The organism is Anaerobacillus sp. 63XJN7_4_ISO-PGPR-S23-413 (genome assembly GCF_056173725.1).
The window spans coordinates 1827743-1844174 of the sequence record NZ_CM149688.1; the positions used below are offsets into that span (position 1 = coordinate 1827743).

The 16432-nt window shown below is 41.5% G+C and carries 14 protein-coding genes; all 14 read left to right on the forward strand.

The features are described from left to right. The first annotated feature begins 96 nt into the window (after positions 1-96). The 14 genes from AC0VYO_RS09885 (at position 97) to AC0VYO_RS09950 (ending at position 16427) form a co-directional block, all read left to right on the forward strand. Positions 97-2214 (forward strand): polyribonucleotide nucleotidyltransferase, encoded by a 2118-nt coding sequence (locus tag AC0VYO_RS09885; RefSeq protein WP_303531297.1) that lies wholly within the window; start codon positions 97-99, stop codon positions 2212-2214. Between the two features lie 194 nt (positions 2215-2408). After that, positions 2409-3365, forward strand: coding sequence for a polysaccharide deacetylase family protein (locus AC0VYO_RS09890; protein WP_475367281.1), 957 nt, complete (start codon positions 2409-2411; stop codon positions 3363-3365). A gap of 83 nt (positions 3366-3448) precedes the next feature. Continuing rightward, entirely contained in the window at positions 3449-4690 is a 1242-nt protein-coding gene (locus tag AC0VYO_RS09895) for a M16 family metallopeptidase (protein ID WP_430242634.1), read from the forward strand. Positions 4691-4837: 147 nt separating this feature from the next. Further along, complete coding sequence (locus tag AC0VYO_RS09900; RefSeq protein ID WP_194221437.1) at positions 4838-5080, forward strand: YlmC/YmxH family sporulation protein; 243 nt, start codon at positions 4838-4840, stop codon at positions 5078-5080. Positions 5081-5185: 105 nt separating this feature from the next. After that, positions 5186-6088, forward strand: coding sequence for a dipicolinic acid synthetase subunit A (gene dpaA / locus AC0VYO_RS09905; protein ID WP_475367282.1), 903 nt, complete (start codon positions 5186-5188; stop codon positions 6086-6088). Then, entirely contained in the window at positions 6085-6678 is a 594-nt protein-coding gene (locus AC0VYO_RS09910; RefSeq protein WP_194221439.1) for a dipicolinate synthase subunit B, read from the forward strand. Before dpaA ends, AC0VYO_RS09910 begins: the two co-directional genes overlap by 4 nt. A gap of 132 nt (positions 6679-6810) precedes the next feature. After that, entirely contained in the window at positions 6811-7857 is a 1047-nt protein-coding gene (gene asd, locus AC0VYO_RS09915; RefSeq protein WP_430242630.1) for an aspartate-semialdehyde dehydrogenase, read from the forward strand. Between the two features lie 19 nt (positions 7858-7876). After that, entirely contained in the window at positions 7877-9130 is a 1254-nt protein-coding gene (gene dapG, locus AC0VYO_RS09920; RefSeq protein ID WP_194221441.1) for an aspartate kinase, read from the forward strand. A gap of 23 nt (positions 9131-9153) precedes the next feature. Then, positions 9154-10020: a 4-hydroxy-tetrahydrodipicolinate synthase gene (dapA, locus tag AC0VYO_RS09925; protein ID WP_475367284.1), complete on the forward strand. Its 867-nt coding sequence runs from the start codon at positions 9154-9156 to the stop codon at positions 10018-10020. 162 nt (positions 10021-10182) lie between these two features. Continuing rightward, positions 10183-11406 (forward strand): ISL3 family transposase, encoded by a 1224-nt coding sequence (locus AC0VYO_RS09930; protein ID WP_475367286.1) that lies wholly within the window; start codon positions 10183-10185, stop codon positions 11404-11406. Positions 11407-11560: 154 nt separating this feature from the next. Beyond that, positions 11561-12310: a ClpP family protease gene (locus tag AC0VYO_RS09935; RefSeq protein WP_194221443.1), complete on the forward strand. Its 750-nt coding sequence runs from the start codon at positions 11561-11563 to the stop codon at positions 12308-12310. Beyond that, positions 12307-12534: a YlzJ-like family protein gene (locus AC0VYO_RS09940; protein WP_194221444.1), complete on the forward strand. Its 228-nt coding sequence runs from the start codon at positions 12307-12309 to the stop codon at positions 12532-12534. The genes AC0VYO_RS09935 and AC0VYO_RS09940 overlap by 4 nt, the downstream gene beginning before the upstream one ends. A 111-nt stretch (positions 12535-12645) precedes the next feature. Further along, on the forward strand, positions 12646-14997 hold the full coding sequence (locus tag AC0VYO_RS09945; RefSeq protein ID WP_475367285.1) for an FtsK/SpoIIIE family DNA translocase: 2352 nt from the start codon (positions 12646-12648) through the stop codon (positions 14995-14997). Positions 14998-15329: 332 nt separating this feature from the next. Beyond that, on the forward strand, positions 15330-16427 hold the full coding sequence (locus AC0VYO_RS09950; RefSeq protein WP_430242620.1) for a BMP family lipoprotein: 1098 nt from the start codon (positions 15330-15332) through the stop codon (positions 16425-16427). Positions 16428-16432: the final 5 nt, after the last annotated feature.

Here is a 16432-nt window from a genome sequence, read left to right on the forward strand (position 1 = left end):
AAAAATACATAGATTTCTTCCTTTCTTTTTAGAAGCAAAAAGGTTAGGGTATAATAAAAGAAATGATTTTATTGGATGAGAGGAGTTCTCACATTAATGGCACAAGATAAGCAAGTGTTTTCAATCGATTGGGCTGGTCGCGAGTTGTCAGTTGAAATTGGTCAACTGGCTAAACAGGCGAGCGGTGCAGCATTGATCCGTTACGGCGATACAGCCGTACTAGCAACGGTTACAGGCTCTAAAGAGCCGAAAGACCTTCCGTTTTTCCCACTAACGGTTAATTATGAAGAACGATTATATGCAGTAGGTAAAATTCCTGGAGGATTCATCAAGCGTGAAGGACGTCCGAGTGAAAAAGCGATTCTTGCTAGTCGTTTAATTGATCGCCCGATCCGTCCATTATTCCCTGATGGTTTCCGTAATGAAGTTCAAGTTGTCAGCACAGTGATGAGCGTTGATCAAAACTGCTCTTCTGAGATGGCAGCTATGTTCGGTTCATCTCTAGCGCTTGGAATTAGTGATCTTCCATTTGATGGTCCAATTGCTGGCGTTATCGTTGGACGCGTTGATGGGGAGTTTATTGCAAACCCTAACGTTGAGCAGCTTGAACAGAGTGATATTCACCTAACTGTTGCAGGTACTAAAGATGCAATTAACATGGTTGAAGCTGGAGCTGAAGAAGTTCCTGAAGAAATCATGCTTGAAGGTATTCTTTTTGGTCACCAAGAAATTAAGCGCCTGATTTCATTCCAGGAAGAGATCATTGAAGCTACTGGAAAAGAAAAGCGCGAAGTTGTTCTTAAGACTGCAGATAAAACGCTTGAAGCAGCTCTTAGTGAACAGTACTTATCTGACATTAAAGAAGCTGTAAAAGTGATTGAAAAGCATGCTAGGCAGGAAGCAATTGATGCTGTAATGACGCGTGCAACTGAAGCATATGAAGAAAACGAAGAGTATAGTGCCGATGAAGTGAAATCAATTCTAAATAGCTTCGTTAAGCAAGAAGTTCGTCGTTTAATTCTAAAAGATAAAGTAAGACCTGATGGTCGTGGCGTTGATGAGATTCGTCCACTTGATTCTGAAGTAGGAATTCTACCAAGAACACACGGATCTGGATTGTTTACTCGTGGACAAACCCAGGCACTTAGCATTTGTACTCTTGGTGCACTAGGAGACGTTCAGATTCTCGATGGTCTTGGTACAGAAGAATCTAAGCGATTCATGCATCACTATAACTTCCCGAAATACAGCGTCGGCGAAACTGGACCAATGCGTGGACCTGGTCGTCGTGAGATTGGTCACGGTGCCCTTGGTGAGCGTGCACTTGAGAAGGTTATTCCAACTGAGAAGGATTTCCCATATACGATTCGTCTTGTATCTGAAGTTCTTGAATCAAATGGCTCTACTTCACAAGCAAGTATTTGTGCTAGTACGCTAGCGATGATGGATGCAGGTGTGCCGATTAAAGCACCAGTTGCAGGTATTGCAATGGGACTTGTAAGTGATGGCGAGGATGTAACAGTTCTTACAGATATTCAAGGCATGGAAGATGCTCTTGGTGACATGGACTTTAAAGTTGCTGGAACAAAGCAAGGTGTAACAGCTCTTCAAATGGATATTAAAATTTCTGGAATTAACGAAGACATCCTTCGTCAGGCTCTTGAGCAGGCGAAAAACGGTCGTCTCGCCATTCTTGAAAACATGATGAGTGCGATCAACGAACCTCGTACTGAGCTTTCTGCATACGCACCTAAGATTCTTACAATGTCAATTAAACCAGATAAAATCCGCGACGTTATTGGACCAAGCGGTAAAATCATCAATAAGATCATTGAAGAAACTGGCGTAAAAATTGATATTGAGCAGGATGGTTCGGTCTTTATTTCTTCTACTGAGCAAGAAATGAACGCAAAAGCGAAGAAAATGATCGAAGATCTTGTTAGAGAAGTGGAAGTAGGCACAACTTATCTTGGTAAAGTGAAACGAGTTGAGAAATTTGGAGCATTCGTTGAGCTATTTGCTGGGAAAGAAGGTCTGGTTCACATTTCTGAACTAGCTGAAGAGCGTACAAACAAAGTAGAAGACGTTGTTTCAATCGGTGATGAAATCATGGTTAAAGTGAAAGAAATCGATAAGCAAGGACGCGTTAACCTTTCTCGTAAAGAGATTTTGAAAGAACAGCGTGAACGTGAAGAACAAAGTCAAAAGAGCTAATGAATTCGGCTGAGGCCGAATTCATTTTTTTTTGCTGATTTTTGTTAGCTTATTCTGTTTCCTTTCATTTGGATAAATGTGACCGGCGTTGATTTCATCTAATGCAAACCTTTGTTTTTTGGTAACGAATTGTTTCACGTAAGTTCTAGAGCTTGCCCATCAAACATACCTTTTTTACAAAAGGGGGCAGATGAATGAAGAAATCCTGGATCCAATTTATTGTGTTTATCATGATCTTAGGCGTAGCAGCAGGTTCACTTCAGAACCCCTACACATCAATGTATTTAAGTGATTTGAAAGAACAAGCTACCTTGAACGTGAATGGAAGTCCACTATATGACGAGATTGCTGATGCGAAGGAAAGCATGGATATACCTCCAATTAATGCTGTAATTGATCGTGTTTGGAAAGGAATCCCAGGCTATAATGGTCTGATAATTGATGCAGAAGCTTCCTATGAAAAAATGAAGGGGAAGGCGTTTGATGAGAATCTACTTGTAAAAAAAGAAGTGAAGCCTGATGTTCAGTTAAATGATCTTGAGCCCACTGCAGTCTATAAGGGTAATCCTAAGAAGCCGATGGTCGCCTTTATGATAAACGTCGCTTGGGGAGAGGAATATTTACCTGATATGTTGCAACAGCTTAAGAAATATAGTGTTCATGCTACTTTTTTTCTTGATGGCTCATGGGCGAAGAAAAACCCTGATATCGTTCGTATGCTTGATGAAGAAGGACATGAAATCGGAAATCACGCCTATTCTCATCCTGATTTGAAACAGCTAAGCGACGCCGCTATCCGTAAAGAGCTTGAAGATACAAATCAAGTTATTGAAGCAACAATTGATAAACAACCTGTCGTTTTCGCACCACCAAGCGGAAGCTACGCGAATAACGCCGTTCAAATTGCTGATCAGCTTGGAATGCAAACAGTGCTCTGGTCTGTTGATACCGTGGACTGGAAAAAACCTGCACCACAAGTACTGACAGAGAGGGTGCTCCAAAATGTACACGCGGGTGCTCTTATACTCATGCATCCAACAGAACCGACAGAAAAAAGTCTTGAAGCGTTAATTCGCGGCGTAGAAAAGAGAGGATACCAGCTTGGGACAGTTTCACAAGTGTTAGATTCTAAACGACTTGAGAAAAGATGATAAAATTGTGTCCTTTCTTCATTAATGATATAGTGTTTTTGGAGTATGACGAAACATAATGGCTCGATACAGGAGGAACAGGTTTGATAAATAAAGTAACTTGTAAAAATGGTGTCAGAGTAGTACTAGAAAATATTCCAACAGTCCGTTCAGTTGCTATCGGAATTTGGATTGGAACTGGTTCTCGTTTTGAACCGAAAGAATTAAATGGCGTTTCACATTTCCTTGAACATATGTTTTTTAAAGGAACGGATAAGCGCAGTGCAAAAGATATTGCGGAATCCTTTGATAGCATTGGCGGTCAAGTTAATGCGTTTACATCAAAAGAGTACACGTGTTACTATGCAAAAGTTCTTGATGAGCACGCAGATTATGCTCTTGATGTATTAACTGATATGTTTTTCCATTCAACATTTGAAGCTGGAGAGCTTGCGAAAGAAAAGAATGTTGTACACGAAGAAATCAAAATGTATGAAGATACGCCAGATGATATTGTCCATGACATGCTGAGTCAGGCAAGTTATGGGGATCATGAGCTTGCGATGCCGATCCTTGGAACAGAAGAGACGTTAAAAGGATTCTCAGGTGACACGCTTCGTGATTACATGCAAACTCATTACACACCGGATAATATTGTGGTTTCGATTGCAGGAAATATTGATGAATCGTTCATGCATAAAGTAGAGAATGCATTTGAACACTGGGAAACTCCTGCTGGAAAACCTGAAGTACTCGCTCCGAAATTTCATTCAGGACAAATCGCTCGCCAGAAGGAAACGGAGCAAGCCCATTTATGTCTTGGGTACGCTGGACTTCCGTTTGGTACAGATGATATTTATAGTCTCATTGTGATGAACAATGTGCTCGGTGGAAGCATGAGCAGTCGTCTTTTCCAGGATGTTCGTGAAGATCAAGGACTTGCTTACTCAGTCTTTTCTTATCATTCTGCTTATCAGGATAGCGGGTTATTAACGATCTATGCAGGTACAGCTCAAAACCAGCTGGATCGCTTATATGAGACTATCCAGAAGACTTTAACGGAATTTAAGCGTGATGGCATTACAACGAAAGAGTTGAAGAATTGCAAAGAGCAGCTAAAAGGTAACTTGATGCTCAGTCTTGAAAGTACAAACAGCCGTATGAGCCGAAATGGTAAGAATGAATTGCTATTAAACCAACATCGTTCACTCGATGACATTATTACGAATATTGAGAGCGTTAATCATGAGAACGTAAACAGTATGATCCATTCGATGTTTACTGATGAATTTTCATGCTCGCTTATTAGTCCAAACGGTCAATTACCAGGTGGTATGAAATCCTAAGGACGCTTACCCGTCGAATTATAAGGCGGGTTTTTTCATGTCTTCCTTTAATAAACTACTCATAGACTATGGTATATAACGTGAACGTATTATTAGATAGTGGTTTACGATAGGACTTTCATCAATTTGTTTAAAGGGGGACATATGATGAGATTAAGTCAGCTTAGCGGTAAGGAGCTTATCGATATAGAAAAAGGGCGGAAGCTTGGTGTGCTTGGGCAAACTGATCTATTGTTTGATGAGAAAACAGGGTTATTAAAAGAATTGATCATTCCGAAATCGTCGTGGATGGGGTTAAAACGCAAAGAACAAGAAATTACGATTCCATGGGAGCACATAGAAACGATTGGAAGAGATATGATCATTTTGCAAAATCATCAAAAGGGTTAAAACTGGTACACCTCTTGATTCACCAAGCGGGCATACACCACATAGAATGTTGAGAAATTACAATAATCCCCGTAGTAAGACGTGGAAAAGGAAAGGGGAGGAACGATGCTAACGAATCAACATATCGCTGTTATTGGCGGTGATGCCCGCCAGCTTGAAATTATTCGAAAGTTAACCGAATTGAATGCCGATTTATATTTAATCGGATTCGATCAGCTTGATCATGGCTTTACAGGTGCAACGAAATGCACATTGGATGAAGTGAAGCTAACGACCCTTGATGCAATTGTCCTTCCAGTCAGTGGAACAACGATCGAAGGAGAAGTTGAAACGATCTTCTCAAATGAAAAAGTAGTGTTAACAGCAGATCAACTTAAACAAACGCCAGCCCATTGTACGGTATATAGCGGAATCAGTAATAGCTGTCTAAATGAGATGGTGGCTGAAGCATCCAGAACGTTAGTTCGCTTATTCGAACGAGATGATGTGGCCATTTATAATTCTATTCCGACTGTTGAAGGTACTGTTATGATGGTTATTCAGCATACGGATATTACCATTCATCAATCAAATATTGCGGTTCTAGGTCTTGGTCGAGTCGGGATGTCAGTTGCCAGAACATTTAATGCATTAGGGGCAAATGTTAGTGTTGGGGCTAGAAAACCAGAGCATATCGCGAGAATTGCGGAGATGGGATTAAAACCGTTTCATTTATCTGATCTCGTGAACCAAGTATCCCATTTAGATGTATGTATTAATACAATCCCAGCACAAATCGTCACATCTCAAGTTATTGCTAAAATGCCGTCTCATACGCTCGTGATTGACCTTGCTTCTAAGCCCGGAGGTACTGATTTTCGATACGCCGAAAAAAGAGGAATTAAAGCTCTTCTTGCGCCAGGCCTGCCTGGTATTGTGGCTCCAAAAACGGCCGGAAAAATCATCGCTAATGTTCTGACACAGCTGTTAATTGAGCGGTCTCAGAATGGAAAGGAGAACACTCCATGAGTTTGAAAGGTATGCACATTGGTTTTGGATTAACTGGTTCCCACTGTACGTATGATGCGGTCGTTCCACAAATAGAAGAACTTGTTCAACTAGGTGCTAAGGTGACGCCATTTGTTTCACATACGGTCATGAATACAAATACTCGCTTTGGCGATGGAGAAAACTGGATCGCTCGTATTGAGGAAATAACAGGTAATGAAGCAGTTAATTCGATCGTAAAGGCTGAGCCATTTGGTCCCAAAACACCACTTGATTGTATGGTTATCGCTCCAATAACAGGGAATTCTATTAGTAAATTTGCGAATGCGATGACAGAGTCTCCTGTATTGATGGGGGCAAAAGCAACTTTGCGTAATGAAAAACCAGTTGTGTTAGGCATTTCTACTAACGATGGGCTAGGATTAAATGGTACAAATATCTTAAGATTAATGTCGACGAAGAATATTTATTTCATTCCATTTGGTCAAGATGATCCAGTTAAAAAACCAAATTCACTCGTTGCACGGATGCCATCTTTAAGGGAAACTGTTGAAAAAGCACTTCTTGGCAGACAGCTTCAGCCGGTTTTAATCGAAAGGTATTTGGATTAGCCAATTGATTTATCTTTCTTTAAGATAGGTTTATGATAGAATAGAGAATAAAATCACCAGGAATGGGGAGAAACCTCGGTTTCTCCTTCTGTTGTGATGGATTTTGAATGGAATATGGGAGGAGAATAAGTCATGAGCGGGAAAAAATATCATGTAGCAGTAGTTGGAGCAACAGGCGCAGTCGGACAACAAATGATCAAAACACTAGAGGAAAGAGATTTTCCGATATCGACCTTAACGCTCCTTTCATCATCACGTTCTGCTGGTAAAAAAGTAACGTTTAAGGGTCAGGAAGTAACGGTGAAAGAAGCCACTCCTGAAGCATTTGAAGGGGTTCAGCTTGCGTTATTTAGCGCTGGTGGCAGTGTATCAAAAGCTCTTGCTCCAGAAGCAGTTAAACACGGAGCGATTGTTGTAGATAACACAAGTGCATTCCGTATGGATCCAGAAGTACCTCTTGTTGTACCAGAAGTGAACGAAGGGGATTTGAATGATCACAAAGGGATTATTGCGAACCCAAACTGCTCAACCATTCAAATGGTCGCAGCTCTTGAGCCGCTGAAACAAACATATGGCCTTACTAAAATTATTGTTTCTACTTATCAAGCTGTTTCAGGTGCAGGCGCAAATGCGGTTACTGAAATGAAAGAGCAGTCTAAAGCGGTGCTAAATGGTGAGGACTACGAGCCACAAATTTTGCCTGTTAAAGGTGATAAACAGCACTATCCGATCGCTTTCAATGCCATCCCACAAATCGATGTATTTGAAGACAACGGGTTTACTTATGAAGAAATGAAAATGATAAATGAAACGAAGAAAATCATGCATGATGCAGAGCTTCATGTTGCAGCTACTTGTGTGCGACTACCAATTGAAACAGGTCATGCTGAATCAGTCTATGTTGAAATTGGTCATGATGATGTAACAGTAGAAGATATGAAAGAACTATTGAGTAACGCACCAGGTGTAACGCTCAAAGACGACCCTGCAAACCAGGTTTATCCGATGCCCGTTGATGCTGTTGGGAAATCGGACGTTTTTGTCGGTCGTATTCGAAAAGATCTAAATCAAAAAAATGGCTTCCATATGTGGATTGTCTCTGATAATCTACTGAAGGGGGCAGCGTGGAATTCTGTTCAAATTGCTGAAAGCCTTGCAGCCCTAAATATATTGAAATAGACATAAGAAGGTGTTCTAAATGAAAGTCATCGTGCAGAAGTTTGGCGGTACTTCATTGAAAAGTGAAGACGGCAGACTGAGAGCTGTAAACCATATTAAAGATGCAGTGAGCGATGGATATAAAGTTGTCGTCGTCGTTTCAGCAATGGGTCGTAAAGGTGATCCATACGCGACTGACACTCTTCTTGGCCTCATTGGCGATCGAGAACGGAAGGTCACTTCAAGAGAATATGATCTACTTGTATCTTGTGGTGAGAGTATTTCTTCTGTCATATTCTCAAATCTCCTCTTAGGCGAAGGATTGAGAGCCACAGCTTACACCGGAGGTCAGGCAGGTTTCATGACAACGGCTGAGCATAGCAAAGCAAGAATTCTTGAAATGAAGTCAGAAAGACTACTGGAAGAGCTGAAAATGATGGATGTTGTCGTTGTGACAGGCTTCCAGGGCGTCACAAAAGACGGCGATGTAACGACTCTTGGTCGAGGTGGAAGCGATACGTCAGCAGCTGCGCTTGGTGCTGCCCTTTCAGCTGAATGGGTAGACATCTTTACGGATGTAGAAGGTATTATGACAGCTGATCCAAGAATTGTTGAGAAAGCACGTCCTCTCTCCATCGTGACATATAACGAAGTTTGTAATATGGCTTATCAAGGTGCGAAGGTTATTCACCCTCGCGCAGTTGAAATTGCTATGCAGGCGAAGATACCGCTCCGAATTAGGTCAACTTATTCTTCTTCGACAGGTACGCTCGTCACGTCTGCTACAGGAAAAACGACTGGTGAACAGGTGATAGATCGTTTAATTACGGGTATAGCTCATGTAAACGGCGTAACCCAAATTAAAGTGTATGCGAAAGAAGGACAATATGATCTTCAGTCACGCGTTTTTAAAGCTATGGCGCGTGAGGGGATCAGCGTTGATTTCATCAACATCAGCTTAACGGGTGTTGTTTATACGGTTATGGAGGAAATGACCGACAGAGCCGTTGCAACGCTAAATGAAATGGGCTACGAGCCTGAAGTCATCGAGAATTGTGCGAAAGTATCTGCAGTTGGAGCTGGAATGAGTGGTGTTCCTGGCGTAACAGCAAAGATTGTGGAATCACTTGCGCGAGAAAACATTGATATTTTACAGTCAGCTGATTCTCATACAACGATTTGGGTTCTTGTGAGACAGACTGACCTTTCAGCAGCAGTTAATGCGCTGCACGAAACGTTTTATCTTCATCTGGAGCCGGGGCAAGAAATGGAACAGATGATGGATCAGCTTTAAGTGATAGGCAAGGAGTGAAAGAAATGAATTTTGGAAAAGTACTAACCGCAATGGTCACCCCTTTCGATCGCAAAGGGTACGTGGATTTTGCGAAGACAGAGCAATTGGTCAACTATTTAATTAATAATGGAACAGAAGGTCTTGTTGTAGCGGGTACAACTGGCGAATCGCCAACGCTTTCTTCAGAAGAAAAAGTGGCGCTCTTTAAGCATTCTGTTAAAATCGCTGATGGCCGCGTACCGATTATTGCAGGAACAGGCAGTAATAACACGCACGCATCGATCGAGTTAACAAAAAAGGCAGAAGCTGCAGGCGTGGATGCGATTATGATCGTAGCCCCTTATTACAGCAAGCCTGGTCAAAAAGGTCTTTATGAGCATTTCAAAGCGATCGCAGAATCAACAAAGCTTCCAGTAATGATTTATAACATTCCTGGTCGTTCTGTTGTGAATATGACGGCAGACACAATTGTTGAGCTTTCTAAGATCAACAACATTGTTTCTGTTAAAGAAGCAAGTGGAGATCTTGACCAAATTACAGATATTATTACGCGCACAGAAGAGTCTTTCTCTGTTTATAGTGGAGATGACGGCTTAACTTTACCGATTCTTTCTATCGGTGGTGATGGCGTTATTTCTGTTGCGTCACACGTTCTTGGGAATGAAATGCAACAGATGATCTCAGCTTATCAATCTGGGGAAGTTAAGGAAGCGGCAGCGGTTCATCAAAAAATCCTGCCAATTATGAATGAGCTCTTTAAAGCACCAAGCCCATCCCCTGTTAAAACAGCTCTTCAGCTAAAGGGTATGGATGTAGGAAGTGTACGTCTACCGATGATTCCTCTAACAGCAGAGGAGCGCTCATCACTAGCCGCTGCGCTTAATAAATAATGTTAGAACGGATGCTTATGCATCCGTTTTTTTTTTGCACGGATTTTTTTTAGGCTCTATAATATTTGTTGGGGTTTAAGAAAATGAAGCACAAAAATACACGCAAGCTCCTATATCTTTTAAACTTGAATTGACGAGAAACAAGAAAAAGATTGGAGTTGCGTGTACGTGCATTTTAACATGAATTTACCCGGATTAGAAGAAGTGATGGTATCGAAAATGGAAGCCATTAATGGCCAGTATCATGTTCATATTGAAGTGCCAAAGAAGGCGCACCAGTGCCCCCAATGTGAAGAATGGACTGTACGTGTTCATGATTATCGGACTCAGAAAGTACAACACCTTAAAGTATTTGAGCGAACGGCTTTTTTGTTTTATCGCAAGCGCCGTTATGTGTGTGCCTGTGGGAAACGATTCGCTGAAAGGAATTCGATCGTCAATCGCTATCAGCGTCACTCAAAGGAATGGAATCAGGCCCTGGGATTACGCGTGGTACAGGGGAAGAATTTCAAGGATACCGCAGCCCAATTTCGTACGTCGCATTCAACTGCGATAAGGCGGTTTGATGAAGTCGCCGCACCAACGCTTCAAGAAGTGAGTGATCTTCCTCGTGTCATCGCTATTGATGAATATAAAGGAGATACCGATGAAGGAAAATATCAAGTTGTCATTGCGGATGGAGATACAAAGCAGCCTTTGGATATCCTTCCTAATCGCTCCATTGAGACCGTAAAGGACTATCTTCGCAAGAAGGGGTCGCGAGTTGAAGTGGTGATCATGGACATGAGCTATGCCTTCAAGTCAGCTGTTCAAAAGGCACTAGGAAAGCCAATCATCGTGGCTGATCGCTTTCATTTTTGTCGCTACATCTATTGGGCATTAGAGCGTGTACGAAGAAGAGTTCAACAGAATTTCCATGATTATGACCGTAAAAAGTGCAAGCGAATGAAGCATGTTTTTTACAAGCGATATGAGCAGTTGAGTGAGAAACAAAAGTGGTATCTGGACCGTTACCTTGGATTATCCGAGGAATTACGAAAGGCTTACGAGTTAAAAGAAGCGTTTCGAAGCTGGTTTGAGGAAGCGAAACGAATCGGTCAAGAGAATCCTAACCAAGTTAAACAGTCTCTGTATAATTACTACAAAACGGTTGAAGCAGCGAATATGAAGGAGTTCAGACAAGCCGTTCAAACACTTAAGAACTGGCAACCAGAAGTCCTGAATAGTTTTGCCTTGAACTATAATAATGGTTTTATCGAGGGTTTAAACAATCAAACGAAGGTCATTAAGCGAAATGCCTTTGGTTTTAAGCGATATGACCGCTTACGAAGAAAGATCCTTTTACATCATCAGTACAAAAAAATTCGTCATTTTCAACTAGGATAAGGAGTAGGAGATGAATCTCCTACCCCAACATTTGATTTAGAACCTTTTTTTAAGAGTAAGCACTTTTAAGTTCGTTTTTTTCAGACTATCTCATGAATGGTAAAATCGCCTCTCGTTCATACTACTAGTACCAGAGTAAGGAAGGGGTACCAGTATGAACAGTGAATATCGCAATGAAAACCCAGGTCAGGATCCTGAACCAAAAAAAGACGACCAATCAAAATCTTCGCTAGTTGATAAAATTCAGCAGCTTGGCCAAACAAACGTGCCAACGATGGATCAATCTAATATTCATTGTTTAACTATCATCGGACAAATTGAAGGACATGTGCAGCTGCCACCACAAAATAAAACAACAAAATATGAGCATCTTATTCCACAAATTGTGGCAATCGAACAAAACCCTAAGATTGAAGGTGTGCTGATCCTTCTTAATACAGTAGGGGGAGACGTAGAAGCAGGACTTGCTATATCTGAAATGATTGCTTCCCTTTCGAAACCTTCTGTTTCGATTGTCCTTGGTGGTGGACATTCAATTGGAGTGCCAATAGCGGTTGCTGCAAATTATTCGTTTGTCGCAGAAACGGCAACAATGACGATTCATCCTGTTCGACTAACAGGTCTTGTTATCGGCGTGCCGCAAACGTTTGAATATCTCGATAAAATGCAGGAGCGAGTTGTTAGTTTTGTGACAAGGCACTCAAATATTACAGAAGATAAGTTTAAAGAGCTTATGTTTTCAAGAGGAAATTTAACGAGAGATATCGGAACAAACGTAGTGGGTGAAGATGCTGTGAGCTATGGTTTGATCGATGAAGTTGGGGCTGTTGGTCCAGCAATGAAGAAGCTAAATGAATTAATGGAGGAATATAAGGGAGAGCAGGAAGGAGATCTTGTCCAATGATTCTTTATACCATCCTACCAAATGAAGCAGTATTCCCTCCTGATCAGAGTGTTTATGAGCAGCAGAAGATCATCGAATGGAACGGAGTCCAACTTCTTGTCGAGCGAACGTCTCTGACAGAGTGTAGGGTAGTGCAGGTACTTAGCACAGATCCCATGGACTATCTCAATGATGCAACACAGCCTGGTCAAATGTTAACGCTATCCACTTCTCCACTGAAATAGAGCCTATAGGACCACGGGAAGATGTGGTATACTAGGAATAGATTGGTGAACAAAAAGCAGCCTGAAATGGCTGCTTTTTTCACCAGCTATGGCTTGTATAGAGGTGAGATAATGGCAAAACGAAAAAGAAAAAAGACAACAAAGAAACAGGCCGCCTGGCAATCCCAAGTCAAAGTTGAATTTATCGGTTTAACGGTTCTGGCTTTTACCGTTTTAGGTGTTTTGAAAATGGGAGTAGTTGGACGAGCGATTTACCATATGTTTCGCTTTTTTGCAGGCGAATGGTATGGACTAATTATCGCAGGCCTTGTGATATTCGCAGGTTATTTAATTGTGAAGAGGAAGCTCCCAGCCTTTTGGACAAGAAGATTAGCAGGATTTTATTTACTAGGCATTTCATTTCTGTTATTAAGTCACGTCGGCTTATTTGAAACACTTTCTCGTCAGGGCCAATGGGATAGTCCATCGGTTATTGCTAATACATATGAACTCTTCCGAATGGACGTTAGCGATCCATCAGAAACTAGCCCGCTTGGCGGGGGCATGATCGGTGCGCTTCTCTTCGCCTTTTGCTACAGACTTTTTGATGCAACAGGAACGCAGCTAATGGCCTTTCTATTGATTTTACTATCTTTTGTCTTGATTACGGGTAAATCGTTTAGTGATGTACTAGGTAAAGCCCTTGCTTGGATTAAAGGTTTTGTATTAAACACATATGATGAAGCGAAATCACTTCTATCAGAAAGTAAAAATTCAAGAAGAGAAAAGAGAGAACAGCGGGCTGCATTAAGAGAACAAGAAGCATCCATGGAGCCTGAGGAAACGTATGACGTCTCTCAAACAAGTAAGGATGAATCAGAAGAAGAGGCGCCATTTGAGCCTGAGATTCGAACCTTTACTGAAAGTGCATATCCAACACAGTCAGAAACGCCTGTGGAGAAAGAGACAGAAGAAAGTAAAGATGGTGAACCTGTTAAGGAAGCAGCAGATGGAACCCCAATTCAGTCGCTAACAGTTGGCGAGCTAGAAAACAAAGATTATCGTCTTCCATCTTTATCTTTACTGCAGCCTCCAAAGAAGGTGTCGCAGGATAATGAACGTCAGCAAATTTCCGCAAACGCTCGTAAATTAGAAAAGACGTTTGAGAGCTTTGGTGTAAAAGCCAAAGTAATGAAGGTTCATCTTGGTCCAGCGGTAACGAAATATGAGGTATATCCTGATACAGGTGTGAAAGTAAGTAAAATTGTAAACTTAACAGATGACCTGGCACTAGCTCTTGCTGCACGGGACCTACGTATTGAAGCACCGATCCCAGGTAAATCTGCGATAGGGATCGAAGTACCGAATTCTGAAGTCGCGATGGTTACATTGAGGGAAGTATTGGAATCAAAAGAATACCAATCGCACGAATCGAAAGTATCTATTGGTTTCGGAAGAGATATTTCAGGTGAAGCAGTTGTTTCCGATTTATCTAAGATGCCCCATCTACTAGTTGCAGGAGCAACAGGAAGCGGTAAAAGTGTGTGTATCAACGGTATTATTGCAAGCATTATGATGAAGGCCAAGCCTCATGAAGTTAAAATGATGATGATTGATCCTAAGATGGTTGAACTTAACGTATACAATGGTATACCTCATCTTCTAGCACCAGTCGTAACGGATCCGAAGAAAGCTTCACAGGCTTTGAAAAAGGTTGTGAGTGAAATGGAGCGTCGTTATGAGCTATTCTCACATACTGGTACGCGGAATATCGAAGGGTATAACAATCATATTAAGCGTCATAATGAAACGTCAGAGGCGAAGCAGCCTTCACTACCGTATATTGTTGTTATTGTGGATGAGCTAGCTGATTTAATGATGGTAGCGTCAAGCGATGTAGAGGATGCGATTACAAGACTCGCACAGATGGCACGAGCAGCGGGAATACATTTAATCATTGCGACACAGCGTCCGTCAGTTGACGTTATCACAGGGGTGATTAAAGCTAATATTCCATCCCGTATTGCCTTTAGCGTTTCGTCCATGACAGACTCAAGAACAATTCTTGATATGGGTGGAGCAGAGAAATTGCTAGGTAAAGGGGATATGCTATTCCTTCCTGTAGGGGCGAATAAACCCAAACGAGTTCAGGGTGCCTTCTTATCTGATGAGGAAGTAGAAGAACTCGTTGACTTTGTCATTGCCCAGCAAAAAGCTCAGTATCAGGAAGAAATGATACCAACAGATAAGCCTGAGGAAGCTCAGCCGGAAGTAGATGATGATTTATATGATGACGCTGTTCAATTGATAACCGAGATGCAAACAGCTTCGGTATCAATGCTACAACGACGATTTCGAATAGGTTACACCCGAGCAGCAAGATTAATCGATGCTATGGAAGCTCGAGGTATCGTAGGACCTTATGAGGGCAGTAAACCTCGTGAAGTTCTCGTTAGTAAAGGGGAAGAAGCACAATCCAGTTAAGGGTTGTGCTTCTTTTTTATGTGTTTTTATCCTAGTGACGACAAATCGGAATGAGAAAAACGAAAAGAATTGGCCATTTGTGTTAGAAATTCTATCATTTTAAATATTGGTAATCGGGCTTTTTTTCAAAAAACTATTCCTTTATCTCCTTGAAAATGGTATAGTTATTGTCGAAATATGACTATTTTTTCAAAAATATTTCATGCGTGTTTCAGAGCCGTTTCTCATGCATATTATTTTTTATTGGGCAATGAAAACGCGACCAAACAAAGCATAGCTCGATAGAGAGAAGAGAGAGCGGGCGGCGTTTAAAAAACATTAGGGGGATTAAGATGAAGAAGAAGTACGGATTTATGTTGTCAGCTGTATTAGCTGCAGGTACGCTTTTGTCAGCTTGTGGAACGGGAGATACGAATAATGAAAGTTCTGGCGGCGGAGGCAGTGAAGGCGAAAGCAGCGACTTTAAAGTTGCGATGGTAACTGATACAGGCGGTGTGGATGATAAATCATTTAACCAATCTGCTTGGGAAGGTCTTCAGCAGTTTGGAAAAGATAATGGACTTGAGAAAGACAAAGGTTTTAAATATGTTCAGTCAACTGCAGCAAGTGACTACCAACCAAACCTTTCAGGCTTAATTCGTGAAGATTATAATTTGATCTTCGGAATCGGATTCCTTATGCAACAAGATATTCAAACAATTGCAACACAAAAGCCAGATTCTCAGCTTGCTCTTGTTGATAGTGTAGCTGTAACGGAAGATGGCGAGCCAATGGAGAACGTAGCAAGTATTACTTTCAAAGAGCACCAGGGTTCATTCTTAGTAGGAGTTATCGCTGGAATGCAATCTGAAACTGACAAAGTTGGTTTTATCGGTGGAGTTGATTCTGAATTAATCAAGAAGTTTGAGAGTGGATTTAAAGCCGGAGTGAAATCCGTTAATCCTGATGCTGAGATCTTCACACAATATGCGGATGATTTCAACGCAGCAGAAGTAGGACAGGCTATTGCAGGTACTCTTTATGATAAAGGCGCGGATATCATTTATCATGCTGCTGGCGGAACAGGAAATGGCGTATTCACTGAAGCGAAGAACCGTGCGAAAAACGGTGAAAAAGTTTGGGTTATCGGTGTTGACCGTGATCAGCATGAAGAAGGAATGCCTGAGAACGTAACGCTAACTTCTATGGTGAAGCGTGTGGATACAGCTGTTATTGAAGTTTCCAAGCAAACAATGGACGGCGACTTCCCAGGAGGAAAAGTTACAGAGTTTGGTCTTGAAGAAGATGGCGTAGGTATTGCTGAATCACAAGAAAATGTATCTGAAGAAGCACTACAAAAAGTAGAAGAGTATAAAGAGAAAATTCAGAGCGGCGAATTGGAAGTTCCAAGTACTGACGATGAGTACAAAGAATTCGAAAGCTCTCTATAAGAGAT

What these genes read in the sequence shown, in the direction of transcription:
- AC0VYO_RS09885 (WP_303531297.1), top strand. Translation starts at nt 97, where the DNA reads ATGGCACAAGATAAGCAAGTGTTTTCAATCGATTGGGCTGGTCGCGAG.
- AC0VYO_RS09890 (WP_475367281.1), top strand. Translation starts at nt 2,409, where the DNA reads ATGAAGAAATCCTGGATCCAATTTATTGTGTTTATCATGATCTTAGGC.
- AC0VYO_RS09900 (WP_194221437.1), top strand. Translation starts at nt 4,838, where the DNA reads ATGAGATTAAGTCAGCTTAGCGGTAAGGAGCTTATCGATATAGAAAAA.
- dpaA (WP_475367282.1), top strand. Translation starts at nt 5,186, where the DNA reads ATGCTAACGAATCAACATATCGCTGTTATTGGCGGTGATGCCCGCCAG.
- AC0VYO_RS09910 (WP_194221439.1), top strand. Translation starts at nt 6,085, where the DNA reads ATGAGTTTGAAAGGTATGCACATTGGTTTTGGATTAACTGGTTCCCAC.
- asd (WP_430242630.1), top strand. Translation starts at nt 6,811, where the DNA reads ATGAGCGGGAAAAAATATCATGTAGCAGTAGTTGGAGCAACAGGCGCA.
- dapG (WP_194221441.1), top strand. Translation starts at nt 7,877, where the DNA reads ATGAAAGTCATCGTGCAGAAGTTTGGCGGTACTTCATTGAAAAGTGAA.
- dapA (WP_475367284.1), top strand. Translation starts at nt 9,154, where the DNA reads ATGAATTTTGGAAAAGTACTAACCGCAATGGTCACCCCTTTCGATCGC.
- AC0VYO_RS09935 (WP_194221443.1), top strand. Translation starts at nt 11,561, where the DNA reads ATGAACAGTGAATATCGCAATGAAAACCCAGGTCAGGATCCTGAACCA.
- AC0VYO_RS09940 (WP_194221444.1), top strand. Translation starts at nt 12,307, where the DNA reads ATGATTCTTTATACCATCCTACCAAATGAAGCAGTATTCCCTCCTGAT.
- AC0VYO_RS09945 (WP_475367285.1), top strand. Translation starts at nt 12,646, where the DNA reads ATGGCAAAACGAAAAAGAAAAAAGACAACAAAGAAACAGGCCGCCTGG.
- AC0VYO_RS09950 (WP_430242620.1), top strand. Translation starts at nt 15,330, where the DNA reads ATGAAGAAGAAGTACGGATTTATGTTGTCAGCTGTATTAGCTGCAGGT.